The organism is Streptomyces africanus, assembly GCF_030816955.1.
In the GTDB taxonomy this organism is placed as follows: domain Bacteria; phylum Actinomycetota; class Actinomycetes; order Streptomycetales; family Streptomycetaceae; genus Streptomyces; species Streptomyces africanus.
Genome location: NZ_JAUSYP010000001.1, coordinates 7,616,120 through 7,629,640, shown reverse-complemented (window position 1 = coordinate 7,629,640; position 13,521 = coordinate 7,616,120). Strand labels below are relative to the sequence as shown.

Annotated in this window: 11 protein-coding genes; 8 read left to right on the top strand and 3 right to left on the bottom strand. The window is 70.6% G+C overall.

Annotated elements, in window-relative coordinates; translation table 11 throughout:
* Positions 1 to 115 precede the first annotated feature (115 nt).
* Both QF034_RS35000 and QF034_RS34995 read left to right on the top strand, forming a co-directional pair.
* Positions 116 to 2,590: a ThuA domain-containing protein gene (locus tag QF034_RS35000; RefSeq protein ID WP_307178681.1), complete on the top strand. Its 2,475-nt coding sequence runs from the start codon at positions 116 to 118 to the stop codon at positions 2,588 to 2,590.
* Between the two features lie 47 nt (positions 2,591 to 2,637).
* Complete coding sequence (locus tag QF034_RS34995) at positions 2,638 to 4,779, top strand: OmpL47-type beta-barrel domain-containing protein (protein ID WP_307180052.1); 2,142 nt, start codon at positions 2,638 to 2,640, stop codon at positions 4,777 to 4,779.
* On the opposite strand, the gene ligD is transcribed toward QF034_RS34995, so the two are convergent.
* Entirely contained in the window at positions 4,766 to 5,797 is a 1,032-nt protein-coding gene (gene ligD, locus QF034_RS34990; RefSeq protein WP_307178680.1) for a non-homologous end-joining DNA ligase, read from the bottom strand. The genes QF034_RS34995 and ligD overlap by 14 nt on opposite strands.
* A 74-nt stretch (positions 5,798 to 5,871) precedes the next feature.
* Between ligD and QF034_RS34985 the strand changes: the two genes are divergently transcribed.
* Positions 5,872 to 6,936: an ATP-dependent DNA ligase gene (locus QF034_RS34985; RefSeq protein WP_307178679.1), complete on the top strand. Its 1,065-nt coding sequence runs from the start codon at positions 5,872 to 5,874 to the stop codon at positions 6,934 to 6,936.
* A gap of 16 nt (positions 6,937 to 6,952) precedes the next feature.
* Here QF034_RS34985 and QF034_RS34980 read toward each other — a convergent pair whose 3' ends face one another.
* Positions 6,953 to 8,143 (bottom strand): zinc-dependent alcohol dehydrogenase, encoded by a 1,191-nt coding sequence (locus QF034_RS34980; RefSeq protein ID WP_307178678.1) that lies wholly within the window; start codon positions 8,141 to 8,143, stop codon positions 6,953 to 6,955.
* Between the two features lie 189 nt (positions 8,144 to 8,332).
* Between QF034_RS34980 and QF034_RS34975 the strand changes: the two genes are divergently transcribed.
* Positions 8,333 to 9,343, top strand: a complete 1,011-nt coding sequence (locus tag QF034_RS34975) for a DUF3048 domain-containing protein (protein WP_307180051.1) — start codon at positions 8,333 to 8,335, stop codon at positions 9,341 to 9,343.
* Between the two features lie 17 nt (positions 9,344 to 9,360).
* On the opposite strand, the gene QF034_RS34970 is transcribed toward QF034_RS34975, so the two are convergent.
* Positions 9,361 to 9,825, bottom strand: a complete 465-nt coding sequence (locus QF034_RS34970) for a MarR family winged helix-turn-helix transcriptional regulator (RefSeq protein ID WP_307178677.1) — start codon at positions 9,823 to 9,825, stop codon at positions 9,361 to 9,363.
* A gap of 207 nt (positions 9,826 to 10,032) precedes the next feature.
* On the opposite strand from QF034_RS34970, the gene QF034_RS34965 reads away from it, so the two are divergent.
* The 4 genes from QF034_RS34965 (at position 10,033) to pcaH (ending at position 13,521) form a co-directional block, all read left to right on the top strand.
* Positions 10,033 to 10,788, top strand: coding sequence for a CoA transferase subunit A (locus tag QF034_RS34965; protein ID WP_307178676.1), 756 nt, complete (start codon positions 10,033 to 10,035; stop codon positions 10,786 to 10,788).
* Entirely contained in the window at positions 10,788 to 11,432 is a 645-nt protein-coding gene (locus QF034_RS34960) for a CoA transferase subunit B (RefSeq protein WP_307178675.1), read from the top strand. Before QF034_RS34965 ends, QF034_RS34960 begins: the two co-directional genes overlap by 1 nt.
* Positions 11,429 to 12,631, top strand: a complete 1,203-nt coding sequence (locus QF034_RS34955; protein WP_307178674.1) for a thiolase family protein — start codon at positions 11,429 to 11,431, stop codon at positions 12,629 to 12,631. The genes QF034_RS34960 and QF034_RS34955 overlap by 4 nt, the downstream gene beginning before the upstream one ends.
* A gap of 116 nt (positions 12,632 to 12,747) precedes the next feature.
* Positions 12,748 to 13,521, top strand: coding sequence for a protocatechuate 3,4-dioxygenase subunit beta (gene pcaH / locus QF034_RS34950; protein ID WP_307178673.1), 774 nt, complete (start codon positions 12,748 to 12,750; stop codon positions 13,519 to 13,521).

Below are 13,521 nucleotides of genomic sequence, written 5' to 3'. Positions count from 1 at the left end.
CTCCCGTTTATCCACACTCAAGACAAAGTTGGGGCCATCACGGTCATAGGTATTGGCGAGACATGAAAAGGGGTTTAGCTTCCTTGGCGGTGTTGCTGTGACCGAGGAGGTGCCCATGCACTTACGAGGGTTGAGCAAGGGAAGACGTGTCTGGGCGGCCTCCGTGGCCGCCGGGGCCGTGACCGCCGGACTGCTGTCGGGGCCCGCCCACGCGGGCCCGTACCCGGGACCCCCGCTGACAACGATGTCGATCAAGTCGCCGCCGGGCGGCGCGAATGCACGGGTGCTGATCTTCCACGGTTCCGCGGCGGCCGGGGAGGAGTCGCCGGTCGTGAACGCCGGGATCGAGGCCATCGAGGACATCGGGCTGTCGGGACCGGCGAACCGCCGTTTCAAGGTTCAGGCCACCGACGACGCCTCGGTGTTCACCGACGAGACGAAACTCGGCCGCTTCAACGCGATCGTGTTCCTGACCGGCGGGGGCGATGTCCTCGACGCGGAGCAGGAGGCGGGCCTGGAGGCCTACATGGAGGCCGGCGGCGGGTTCGTCGGCATTCATGACGCGGCGCGCGCGGAGCCGTACTCGGACTGGTTCACCGGACTGGTGGGGGCCCGGCCGGCGGCGTCGAGCCCGGCCGCCGCCCAGCGGGCGACCGTCGAGGTCGGCGACCGCCGGCACCCGGCCACCAAGGACCTGCCGGTGCAGTGGAAGCGCCCCGACAAGTGGCTGAACTGGGTGAAGAACCCGTCGGGCGACGTCCACACGGTGGCCCGGGTCCGGGAGTCGACCTATCAGCCGGGGGCGGGTGCCAACGGCTGGGACCATCCCGTGAGCTGGTGCCGTGACTACGACGGCGGACGCTCCTTCTACACCGGCATGGGCGGCACGGTCTCGTCGTACGACGAGACCGACTTCCGGGCCCATCTGCGCGGCGCGCTGATGTGGACGACCCGGCTGGAGCAGGCCGACTGCAAGGCGACCATCAACGCCAACTACGCGGCGGAGCGGCTGACCAAGCCCAACCAGCCGGGGCAGAACGACCAGATCGGCGAGCCGCACGGGCTGGTCACCGCGCCCGACGGCCGGGTGTTCTACATCGGCCGGGGCGGCGCCGACTCCTCGCAGCCCGTGGTCACCGACTGGAACAACCCCGACATCGGCAAGGGCAAGGGCGAGATCCACGTCTACGACCCGAAGACCAAGCAGGTCACGCTCGCCGGGGCGCTCACCGTCTTCGGCAACAAGGGCGGCGGCGACGAACTGGTCAAGGTCGAGGAGGGGCTGCTCGGGATCGAACTGGACCCCGGGTTCGAGCAGAACGGCTGGGTGTATCTGCACTACACGCCTCACTCGCAGATCAACCGGCACACACGGATGGCCGAGCGGCGGGTCTCCCGCTTCACGCTCGACCAGGCGACCGACAAGCTGGACCTGGGCAGCGAGAAGGTGCTGCTGAAGTGGCCGGTGCAGATCCACAGTTGCTGCCACTCGGGCGGCGGGATGGCCTGGGACTCCAAGGGCAACCTGTACATCGCCACGGGTGACAACAACTCCAGCGGGTTCAGCGGTGGTTACTCGGGCAACAACCCGCAGCCGAACTACAAGGGCGTCTCCTTCGCGGACGCGCGCCGCACGGCCGGCAACACCAACAACCTCAACGGCAAGATCCTGCGCATCCACCCGGAGCCGGACGGGACGTACACGCTCCCCGAGGGCAACCTCTTCACCGGGAAGGAGACCGACGAGGGCGGCGGCAAGACACGCGGCGAGATCTATGTGATGGGGGTCAGGAACCCCGCCCGTATCTTCATCGACAAGTCGACCGACGTGCTGTATGCGGGCTGGGTCGGCCCGGACGCGAGCGCGCCCTCGACGACCTGGGGGCCGGCCAAGTACGACACGTTCGCCGCCATCACCAAGGCGAGCAACCGTGGCTGGCCGTACTGCATGGGCAACAAGCAGCCCTACCGGGACCGCAATCTGCCGGACCCGTCCCAGCCGCTCGGCTGGTACGACTGCGACCACCCGAAGAACGAGTCGCCGAACAACGACGGTCTGGTCAATCTGCCGCCGGTCACCGGCAACAACATCTGGTACTCGCCGCAGGGCGGCGCGCCGGACTACCCGCGGGACGCGAACGGTGTCCCGTCGTACAAGCCGGAGGAGGCGACGTACCGGCTGCCCTGGCTGAAGGGCGGCGGGCAGGCCGCGATGAACGGGCCGGTCTACCGGTACGACACCGGCAGCACGAGTGCGACCAAGTGGCCCGCCTACTGGGACGGCAAGTGGTTCGTCGGTGACTTCTACGACGCCGACCAGCCGCGCAACGCGGTGCTCCTGGACCCGAAGACGCAAGGCGACGGCGGTCTGCCGGTGCACTCGGAGTCGCTGAAGAAGATCGTGCCGATCGGCAACGACGGCATCAAGAACCTCATGGACTGGAAGTTCGGTCCGGACGGCGCGCTGTACGTCCTCGACTACGGGCGCGGCTTCTTCACCTCGGACTCCAAGTCGGCCCTGTGGCGGGTCACCTACAAGGGCGGCGGGCCGACCCCGGCCGCCGGTCAGCTGGCGAGGGGGACCGAGTGATCCGGCAGCGAAGAATCTGGGCAGCCCTGCTGGCCGCCCTGCTCGTGATGCTCGGTGTGCAGGCGATGCCCGCCGCCGGGCAGACGCAGGCGCCGGCCGCCGAACAGGTCCTCACCTGGACGGCCGGCAACGACATCGACAAGTACCTCTCGGCGCCCAAGACGGCGGTCGCCGGCAGCGCGACGATCGTGTTCGAGAACAGTGCGGCCACCGGCAACACCACGGGCATGCCGCACACGCTGACGTTCGTGACCAGCGATCCCGAGTTCAACAACGACGTGCAGCTCAACATCCTGGCCAATCCGAACGACGCCCAGGGCGGCAAGCACACCGCCCAGGTCACCCTCACGCCCGGCCGGTACTTCTACCATTGCACGATCCCCGGCCACGGCCAGATGCAGGGCATCCTGGTGGTGACCGAGGGCACCGGCGAGGACACCACCGCACCCGAGGCGTCGGCGCAGGTGAGCGGGACGCAGAACGCGCAGGGCGAGTACGTCGGTTCGGCGAGCGTGGCCATCCGCGCCACCGACGAGGGCGGCTCCGGCGTCGAGAGGATCGAGTACGCGATCGGTGACACGGGCGCCTGGCAGCCGTACACGGCGCCGGTCGTCATCGATCAGGTGGGCGCCCACAAGGTCCGCTACCGCGCCTTCGACAAGGCGGGGAACGTCTCCGCCGAGAAGAGCACCGCGTTCACGGTGGTGGCGCCGCAGTCGGACGACACGACGGCGCCGGAGACCTCGGCGACGGTGACCGGCGAGCGCGACCCGGACGGGGCGTACATCGACATGGCGACGGTCACCGTCTCCGCGTCCGACACGGGCTCCGGGGTGAACACGATCGAGTACGCGATCGGCTCCGGTGCCTGGCAGCCGTACACCGCGCCCGTGATGGTGCACCAGGTGGGCGCGCACACCGTCCGCTACCGCGCCACGGACAAGGCGGGCAACGTGGCGGCCGAGAAGAGCGTGCAGTTCACGGTCGTCGCGGCGCCGCCGCAGGACACCACCCCGCCGGTGACGGGCGTGACCGTGGAGGGCACGAAGAACTCCGACGGGGCGTACGTCAACAGCGCCCGGGTGACCGTCACGGCCACCGACGAGCACGGCTCGGGCGTCGAGAAGATCGAGTACTCGCTGGACGGCGGACCGTACCTGGCGTACACGGCGCCGGTGGTGGTCGACCGGGCGGGCGCGCACACCGTGGCGTACCGGGCGACCGACAAGGCCGGCAACACCTCGGCGGCGCGTACCGTGACCTTCACGGTCGTCTCCGGGCAGGTGCCGGCGCCGAACTGCCCGGAGTACGACGAGCGGCTGACGGTGATCGTCGGTGACGTCGACTCCGGCGTGCGCAACCGGGTCACGGACAACCGCTGCCGGATCGGCGAGCTGATCGAGGACGAGAAGGAGTGGACGTCCCACGCGCTGTTCCTCAAGCACGTGACGTCCGTCCTCGACGCGCTGCTGAAGGAGGGCGTGATCGACCAGCGCGAGTACACCGCCATCCGCAAGGCCGCCCGCCAGTCCGGCATCGGCAAGCCGGGGCAGACCGAGGGCTACCGGGCGCTCTTCGACGGCAGTGCCGAGTCGCTGGCCAAGTGGCAGCAGGTGGGCGGTGGTTCGTTCGCGCTGAACCCCGACAAGACGATCACCTCCAGCACCACCACGCCCGGCATGGGCATGCTGTGGTTCCCGCAGCGCAAGTACGGCGACTTCTCGCTGAAGCTCCAGTGGCGTGACGACGCCCCGGGCACGGGCAACGCCAACTCCGGTGTTTTCGTGCGCTTCCCGTGGGTCCACGACCACCCGGAGGAGTCCCGGCCGGAGTGGGTCGCCATCAAGTACGGGCACGAGGTCCAGGTGCTCGACCGGCCCGACGGCGACATGTACAAGACGGGCTCGGTCTACGGGTTCGACCGGGTGGGCCTCGCCGGCGCCGGTGTGACACAGAAGGGCACCTGGAACGACTACGAGATCCGCGTGGTCGGCCAGCACTACTCGGTGTTCCGCAACGGCGTGCTGATCAACGAGTTCGACAACACCGGCGGCCAGGAGTTCAGCCCGCCCCGCTCGGACGACCCGGGCACGGACGGGCGGCGGTTCGCCTCCGGCTACATCGGGCTCCAGGTGCACGGCACGACGGATGTGGTCTCGTACCGCGACATCCGGATCAAGGAGTTGTAGGCCCGCCGGTCGCCTTCCTGGCCCTGCTCGGCTGTACCCGCCTCGGTTCCCCCGGCATCTTCGGATACTCGGGCGGGTACGGCAGGTCTCCCAGCCCGTGGTCGTGTTCGTCGCGGCGGGCGAGGTCGAGCAGGGCCTCCAGGGAGTAGCGGTGGTCGTCCATGTCCGCGTGCACGTCGCCGAGTTCGGCGAAGCGCGCGGGCATCGTCGCGAGGTCGAAGTCCTGGGGGTGCGCGACCCCCACCTCGTCCCAGCGCAGGGGTGCGGAGACGGGGGCGTGCGGGCGGGGGCGTACGGAGTAGGCGGAGGCGATCGTGCGGTCGCGGGCCGTCTGGTTGTAGTCGATGAAGATGCGCTTGCCCCGCTCCTCCTTCCACCACTTGATGGTGACCTGCTCGGGCATCCGCCGCTCCATCTCCCGGCCGACGGCGATGGCGGCGCGCCGGACCTGGGTGAAGGTCCAGCGGGGTTCGATGGGCACGAAGACGTGCAGGCCCCGGCCGCCGGAGGTCTTGGGGAAGCCGCGCAGCCCGCCGAACTCGTCGAGGACGGCCCGCAGTTCGTGGGCGGCGCGGACGGCGTCCTCGTAGTCGGTGCCGGGCTGCGGGTCGAGGTCGATGCGGAGTTCGTCCGGGCGGTCGACGTCGTCGCGGCGGACCGGCCAGGGGTGGAAGGTGAGCGTGCCGAACTGGGCGGCCCACACCACGGCACCGACCTCGGTGGGGCACATCTCGTCGGCGCTGCGGCCGCTGGGGAAGGTGATGTGCGCGGTCGGGATCCAGTCGGGCATGTTCTTCGGCGCCCGCTTCTGGAAGAAGTTCTCGCCGTTCACGCCCTCGGGGTAGCGCTCCAGGGTGGTGGGGCGGTCGCGCAGGGCGCGCAGGATGCCGGGGCCGACGGCCAGGTAGTAGCGGGCGAGGTCCAGCTTGGTGAAGCCCCGCTCCGGAAAGAACACCTTGTCCGGGCTGGACAGCCGTACGGTCCGGCCGCCCGTCTCCAGCTCCACCGCGTCACCCATGCGAGCCACGGTAGGCGCACCCCGCATACCTCGCACATCGGGCGTTCTCCGGCACATGGGCGCAGAATCGGACCATGGATCTGCCGGTGATGCCCCCTGTCCTGCCGATGCTCGCCAAGTCGGTGGCGACGATCCCGTCGGGCATGCAGTACGAGGCGAAGTGGGACGGGTTCCGGGCGATCGTCTTCCGCGACGGGGACGAGGTCGAGCTCGGCAGCCGTACGGGCAAGCCTCTGACCCGGTACTTTCCTGAGTTGGTGACGGCCGTGCGGGAGCGGTTGCCGGAGCGCTCGGTGGTGGACGGGGAGATCGTGATCGCCCGGGAGGGGCATCTGGACTTCGACGCGCTGACGGAGCGGATCCACCCGGCGGACTCGCGGGTGCGGATGCTGGCCGAGCGGACACCGGCCTCGTTCGTCGCCTTCGATCTGCTGGCGCTGGGGGACGAGTCGCTGATGGACGTCCCGCTGACCGAGCGGCGGGAGCTGCTGGACAGGGAGCTGTCGGGGGTGACCGCGCCGGTGCACCTGGCTCCGGCGACCACCGACATCGAGGTGGCGCGCAGCTGGTTCGAGCAGTACGAGGGTGCGGGGCTGGACGGGGTCATCGCCAAGCCGCTGACCGTGCGCTACCGGCCGGACGAGCGCGCCATGTTCAAGATCAAGCACGAGCGGACGGCGGACGTGGTCGTCGCCGGGTACCGCCTGCACAAGAGCGGCCCCGTGGTGGGCTCGCTGCTGCTCGGCCTGTACGACGACCGGGGCACCCTCCAGCACGTGGGCGTGTCCGCCGCGTTCCCGATGAAGCGGCGCGCCGAGCTGGTGGAGGAGCTGGAGCCGCTGCGCATGGACGATGTCCGGGGACATCCGTGGGCGGCCTGGTCCGAGGAGGCCGCGCACGAGAAGGCCCGGCTGCCGGGGGCGCCGAGCCGCTGGTCGGGCCGCAAGGACCTGTCGTGGGTGCCGCTGCGGCCGGAGCGGGTGGCCGAGGTGGCCTACGACCACATGGAGGACGGGCAGCGCTTCCGGCACACCGCCCGTTTCCGCCGCTGGCGCCCGGACCGGACCCCGGAGAGCTGCACGTACGCGCAGCTCCAGGAGCCGGTCCGCTACGACCTGGCGGAGATCCTGGGCGTGTAGAGCACACAAAGACCCGTCAGGGCTGCATCAGCACCTTGACCGCGCCGTCCTGCTTGCGCTGGAACATCTCGTACGCGTGCGGGGCCTCCGACAGCGGCACCCGGTGCGTGGCGAAGTCCTCGACGCCGAGCGGGTCCTCGTCGGTCAGGTACGGGATGATGTCGTCGCTCCAGCGGCGGACGTTGGCCTGGCCCATCCGCATCTGGATCTGCTTGTCGAACAGGGTGAGCATCGGCATCGGGTCCGCCATGCCGCCGTACACGCCGGACAGCGAGATGGTGCCGCCGCGCCGGACCAGGTCGATGGCGGTGTAGAGGGCGGCGAGGCGGTCGATGCTGAAGCGTTCGGCGAACGGGCCGCTCAGCTTGCGGGGCATGACCGCCGTGGCCTGCTGGGCGAGCTTGGCCGCCGCGCTGCCGTGGGCCTCGGTGCCGACCGCGTCGATCACGGCGTCGGGGCCGCGGCCGTCGGTCTCGTCGCGGATCGCCTCGATGAGTTCCTTCTCGTCGTCGAAGGACCTGAGGTCGTACGTCTCCACCCCGCGCGAGCGGGCCCGGCGCAGCCGCTCCGGGACCAGGTCCACGCCGAACACCCGCCCCGCGCCCTTGACCTGGGCGACGCGGCAGGCCATGTCCCCGATGGGGCCGAGGCCGAGCACGGCGATGCTGCCGCCCTGCGGGACGTCGGCGTAGGCGACCGCCTGCCAGGCGGTGGGCAGGACGTCGGAGAGGTAGACGAACCGGTCGTCGGGCGGGCCTTCCGGCACCTTGATCGGGCCGTACTGCGCCTGCGGGACGCGCAGGTACTCGGCCTGGGCGCCCGGCACCGAGCCGTACAGGCGGGTGTAGCCGAACAGGGCGGCGCCCATGCCCTCGCCGTGGACCTGGGTGGTCTCGCACTGGGTGGGCAGGCCGGTCAGGCACATCCAGCAGTTGCCGCAGGCGATCTGGAACGGCACCACGACCCGGTCTCCGGCCTGGAGGTCCGGGACGCCGGCGCCGACCTCCTCGACGATGCCGATGGGTTCGTGGCCGAGGATGTCCCCGGGGGTCATGAACGGCGTGAGCACTTCGTACAGGTGCAGGTCGGAACCGCACAGTCCGGTGGAGGTGACGCGGATGACCGCGTCCGTCGGTTCCCGGATCTCCGGATCGGGCACGTTCTCCACCCGGACGTCCCGCTTCCCCTGCCAGGTCACAGCCCTCATCGCCTCGCGCTCCCTCCGTCAGCGTGCGCGTCGGTCGGCCGGTCGGTCAGTCGGCGAGGCCCGGGTACCCGGGCGTATCCACGCTCAACCTTGAGCCGAACGGCGGGCGAAGCGGAGCCCCTCCGTCAAAATTGATCAGGTATGGCCATCGGTAGACATATAAGTGCACAATCTAGACACATCGAGGACATGGAGCCGGTGGCGACGGTGAGCAGGGAACGAGGGGCGCGCGGACGGCGCGCAGCGACGACAGCGGCGCTGCTGGCCGCCACGGTGACGGCCGCCCTGGCGGCGGGCTGCACCAGCGGGGGCACTCCCGGCGACGACGGACGGGGCACCTCCCGGCAGCCGGAGCAAGGCACATCATCGTCGTCTGCGGCGACCGGCTCCCCCGTGCTCGCCGTCAAGCTCGACAACGCCGCCGCGGCCCGGCCGCACACCGGCGTCGACGCGGCGGACGTGGTGTACGCGGAGCAGGTCGAGGGCGGGCTGAGCCGGCTGATGGCGGTGTACGCGACGCGGTTGCCGGAGGCGGTCGGCCCGGTGCGCAGCGCCCGCGAGTCGGATCTGGAGCTGTTGCGCCAGTTCGACCGGCCCGTACTCGCCTTCTCGGGCGCGCAGAAGAGGCTCCTGCCGCTGATCGACAGGGCACCGCTGGAGTCGGAGACGCCGGGCAGCACCCCCGACGCCTACTTCCGCGGCCCCGGCAGGACCGCCCCGCACAACCTCTATCTGCGGCCCGAGCGGATCGTGCCCGAGGTTCCCGGCCGGGCCGCCCTGACCACCGGTTTCCGCTACGGCTCCGCCCCGGCCGGCGGCACGCCGACGACCTCGCAGACGGTGCGCTACCCGGCGGCCCGTTTCACCTTCACCTGGTCGGACTCCCGGGACCGCTGGCTGGTCGGCATGGACGGCGCGCCCGCCACGACGGCCGACGGGAAGCGGATGGCGGCCGCGACGGTCGTCGTGCAGTACGTGAAGGTGCGCGAGTCCGCCTTCCGCGACTTCCTCGGCCACAACACGCCGTACACGCAGACGGTGGGCTCCGGAAAGGCCAGGGTCCTGCGCGACGGGCGGGCCTACGACGTGCACTGGAAGCGCGAGGAGGGCGCGGACGGCACGGCGTTCACCACCGGCGACGGCACACCGGTGAACTTCGCGAAGGGCCAGGTGTGGGTGGTGTACGCCAAGGCGTCCTGACCCGCGGGCCGCGCCCGTCAGCGGGGCGCCACCAGGGACTCCCCCGGGTTGCGCAGCCCCTCGGCCGCGTCCGCGACACGCCGGATGAGGTCGAAGAACACCGTCCGCTCCTCGGCCGACAGCGGGGCGAGGAACACCTGGTTCATCCGGGCGGTGCGCACGGTCAGCTTGCGGTGGGTGCGCTCGCCCTCGTCCGTGAGACGCAGCAGGGAACGGCGGCCGTCCTCGGGGTCGCGGATCTTGTCGAGGAGTCCGCGCCGGCTGAGCCGGCTGATCACCTCGGCGATGGTCGACCGGTCCAGGCCCACCCGCTCCCCCACCGTGCGCTGGTCCAGCCCGGGCTCGTCGACGAGCGTGTTGAGGACCGCGTACTGGGGCGAGGTGATCTCCTCGGAGACCATCGTGTTCCACAGCAGGTAGTGCGCCTGCTGGAGCCGCCGGGCCAGGTGCCCGGGGTGGGTGGTGAGGTCCGCCGCCGCCATGTGCACCCCTCGCTCGTATTCGTCGGTGCACTGAACAATACCCGGCCGCTCATGGACTGTCTGCCGTCCGCACAAGGGACCGGAGGTGGATACACCGAGGTCTTGACGCCCTTCCGTCCCGGTGGCAGCGTGAGAGCAGCTTCGCGAAAATACTCAGTGCCCTGACTAAATGGGGTCGGGTCGCTCGGAAGAGATGGGGCTTCTCGGATGGACAAGGTGGTCGCCACAGCCCTGGAGGCGGTGGCCGACGTCCCGGACGGCGCGTCGCTCGCGGTGGGCGGTTTCGGGCTGAGCGGTGTGCCGAACGTGCTGATCGGGGCGCTGTACGAGCGCGGGGTGGCCGGGCTGTCGGTGGTCTCCAACAACTGCGGGGCGATGGAGACGGGCCTGGCCGTCCTGCTGGCGGCCGGCCGGATCGCCCGGGTGACGGGGTCCTACATCGGCGCCAACAAGGAGTTCGCCCGGCAGTACCTGGCCGGTGAGCTGGAGGTCGAGCTGATCCCGCAGGGCACGCTGGCCGAGCGGCTGCGCGCCGGCGGCGCCGGGATCCCCGCCTTCTACACCCCGGCCGGGGTGGGCACGCAGGTCGCCGAGGGCGGACTGCCGTGGCGCTACGACGGGCAGGGCGGGGTCGCGATCGCCTCCCCGGCGAAGGAGGTCCGGGAGTTCGACGGCGCGGAGTACGTGCTGGAGCGGGGCATCCGCACCGACTTCGCCCTGGTCCGGGCCGCGAAGGGCGACCGGCACGGCAACCTGGTCTTCGGCAAGTCCGCCCGGAACTTCAACCCGCTGGCCGCGATGGCCGGACGGGTCACGATCGCCGAGGTGGAGGAGCTGGTGGAGCCCGGCGAGATCGACCCGGACGCGGTGCATCTGCCCGGCATCTTCGTGCGGAGGGTGCTCGCGCTCACCCCTGAGCAGGCGGCGGACAAGAAGATCGAGCAGCGGACGGTGAGGTCCTGATGGCCTGGAGTCGCGAGGAGATGGCCGCGCGGGCGGCACGGGAGCTGAGGGACGGCCAGTACGTCAATCTCGGCATCGGGCTGCCCACCCTCATCCCCAACTACCTCCCCGAGGGCGTCGAGGTCGTCCTCGAATCCGAGAACGGCATCCTGGGCACGGGTCCGTACCCCGCGGAGGAGCAGGTCGACCCGGACCTGATCAACGCGGGGAAGGAGACGGTGACGGTCCTGCCGGGCGCGTCGTTCTTCGACTCGGCGCTGTCGTTCTCGATGATCCGGGGCGGGCACATCGACGTGGCGGTGCTCGGTGCCATGCAGGTGTCCGAGCGGGGCGACCTGGCCAACTGGGCGATCCCCGGCAAGCTGATCACCGGGATCGGCGGGGCGATGGACCTGGTGCACGGCGCCCGTACGGTCGTCGTCGTCATGACGCACACCGCCAAGGACGGCTCGCCGAAGATCCTCACCGAGTGCGCCCTGCCGCTGACCGGCAAGGGGTGCGTGAACCGGATCATCACCGACCTCGGCGTCCTGGACGTCACCGACGACGGACTCGTCCTGATCGAGACCGCGCCGGGCGTGACCGCCGCCGAGATCGCCGGCAAGACCGACGCCGAACTGACCGTGCCGGAGGGCGTGAAGTGAAGGACGTCTACATCGTCGACGCGGTCCGCACGCCGATCGGCCGCTACAACGGCGCACTGGCCGGCGTGCGCCCGGACGACCTGGCCGCGCACGCCGTCCGCGAACTCCTTGCCCGCACTCCGCACTTGGACCCGGCGCGCATCGAGGACGTGTACTTCGGCAACGCCAACGGCGCCGGTGAGGAGAACCGCAACGTCGGCCGGATGGCCGCCCTGCTCGCGGGCCTGCCCACCTCCGTGCCGGGCGTGACCGTCAACCGGCTGTGCGCGTCCGGCCTGGAGGCCGTGATCCAGGCGGCCCGTGCGATCGCCGTCGGCGACGCCTCGATCGCGCTGGCCGGCGGGGTCGAGTCCATGACCCGGGCGCCGTACGTCCTGCCGAAGAGCGACAGGCCCTTCCCGGCCGGGCACACCGAGCTGTACTCGACGACCCTCGGCTGGCGGATGGTCAACCCGCGGATGGAGCCGCAGTGGACCATCCCGCTGGGCGAGTCGGCCGAACTCATCGCCGACAAGCACAAGATCGGCCGGGAGCAGCAGGACGAGTTCGCGCTGGCCTCCCATGTGAAGGCCGCGGATGCTCAGCGGGCCGGGTTGTTCGACGCCGAGCTGGCCCCCGTGGCGATTCCGCAGCGCAAGGGCGACCCGGTCGTCTTCGCCGCCGACGAGTGTGTCCGGCCGGATGCGTCCCTGGCGGCGATGTCCAGGCTGAAGCCGTCGTTCCGTACGGAGGGGGGCACGGTGACGGCGGGCAATGCGTCGCCGTTGAACGACGGTGCGGCGGCGCTGCTGCTGGTCGACGAGGAGGGGTTGAGGGCGACCGGGCGTGAGCCGCTGGCCCGGGTGTCCGCCACCGGAGTCTCCGCGATCGACCCGCACTACTTCGGGCTGGCGCCCGTGGAGGCGGTCAACCGGGCGTTGGCCAAGGCGGGCAGGGGCTTCGACGACCTGTCCGTGCTGGAGCTGAACGAGGCCTTCGCGGCGCAGGTGCTGGGGTGTGTGGCCGAGTGGCCCGAGTTCGATCCCGCGATTCTCAATCCGCAGGGTGGGGCGATTGCTATCGGGCATCCGCTGGGTGCGTCCGGGGCTCGGCTCGCCGGCACTGTTGCCCATCAGCTGGCCCGGCTTGGCAGTGGCGTTGGTGTCGCCACGCTTTGTATCGGGGTGGGCCAGGGGCTTGCGCTCGTTCTGGAACGGTAGACGTTCGGCTGCGGGCCGGATGTGGCTGGTCGCGCCCGCGCGGCGGAGCCGCACATCGACAACAGCCCCGCTCCCCTTTCGGGGTGCGATCCACAAGGACCTTTCAGGGGACCCCCATGACTCTCACTCAGCACGACATCGACCAGGAGATCGCGGCCGAGCGTGCCGCGTACGAGAAGCGGCTCGCCGACGGTGGGACCGTCGAGCATCAGCCGCGGCGTGACTACGCGCCGTACCGGTCCTCGGTGCTCCGGCATCCCAAGCAGCCGCCGGTCACGATCGACGTCGGCAAGGATCCGGAGCTGGTGGAGCTGGCCTCCCCGGCGTTCGGGGAGCGGGACATCACCGAGATCGACAACGACCTCACCCGGCAGCACGACGGTGAGCCGATCGGTGAGCGGATCACCGTCTCCGGGCGGTTGCTGGACCGTGACGGCCGCCCGGTGCGCGGCCAGCTCGTGGAGATCTGGCAGGCCAACTCGGCGGGCCGGTACGCCCATCAGCGCGAGCAGCACGACGCCCCGCTGGACCCGAACTTCACCGGCGTGGGCCGCACCCTCACCGACGGCGAGGGCCGCTACCACTTCACCACCGTCCAGCCGGGCCCCTACCCGTGGCGCCAGCACCTCAACGCCTGGCGGCCGGCGCACATCCACTTCTCGCTCTTCGGCACGGCGTTCACCCAGCGGCTCGTGACGCAGATGTACTTCCCGAGCGACCCGCTGTTCCCCTACGACCCGATCATCCAGTCGGTGACCGACGACGCGGCCCGGCAGCGGCTGGTCGCGACGTACGACCACAGCCTGTCGGTGCCGGAGTTCTCGATGGGCTACCACTGGGACATCGTGCTGGACGGCCCGCAGGCCACCTGGATCGAAGAAGGGCGCTGA

Bases quoted from the DNA above. Each gene is read 5' to 3' on its own strand.
- QF034_RS34965 (WP_307178676.1), top strand. From the start codon at position 10,033: ATGGACAAGGTGGTCGCCACAGCCCTGGAGGCGGTGGCCGACGTCCCG.
- QF034_RS34970 (WP_307178677.1), bottom strand. From the start codon at position 9,825: ATGGCGGCGGCGGACCTCACCACCCACCCCGGGCACCTGGCCCGGCGG.
- ligD (WP_307178680.1), bottom strand. From the start codon at position 5,797: ATGGGTGACGCGGTGGAGCTGGAGACGGGCGGCCGGACCGTACGGCTG.
- QF034_RS34980 (WP_307178678.1), bottom strand. From the start codon at position 8,143: ATGAGGGCTGTGACCTGGCAGGGGAAGCGGGACGTCCGGGTGGAGAAC.
- QF034_RS34995 (WP_307180052.1), top strand. From the start codon at position 2,638: ATGCTCGGTGTGCAGGCGATGCCCGCCGCCGGGCAGACGCAGGCGCCG.
- pcaH (WP_307178673.1), top strand. From the start codon at position 12,748: ATGACTCTCACTCAGCACGACATCGACCAGGAGATCGCGGCCGAGCGT.
- QF034_RS34960 (WP_307178675.1), top strand. From the start codon at position 10,788: ATGGCCTGGAGTCGCGAGGAGATGGCCGCGCGGGCGGCACGGGAGCTG.
- QF034_RS35000 (WP_307178681.1), top strand. From the start codon at position 116: ATGCACTTACGAGGGTTGAGCAAGGGAAGACGTGTCTGGGCGGCCTCC.
- QF034_RS34985 (WP_307178679.1), top strand. From the start codon at position 5,872: ATGGATCTGCCGGTGATGCCCCCTGTCCTGCCGATGCTCGCCAAGTCG.
- QF034_RS34975 (WP_307180051.1), top strand. From the start codon at position 8,333: ATGGAGCCGGTGGCGACGGTGAGCAGGGAACGAGGGGCGCGCGGACGG.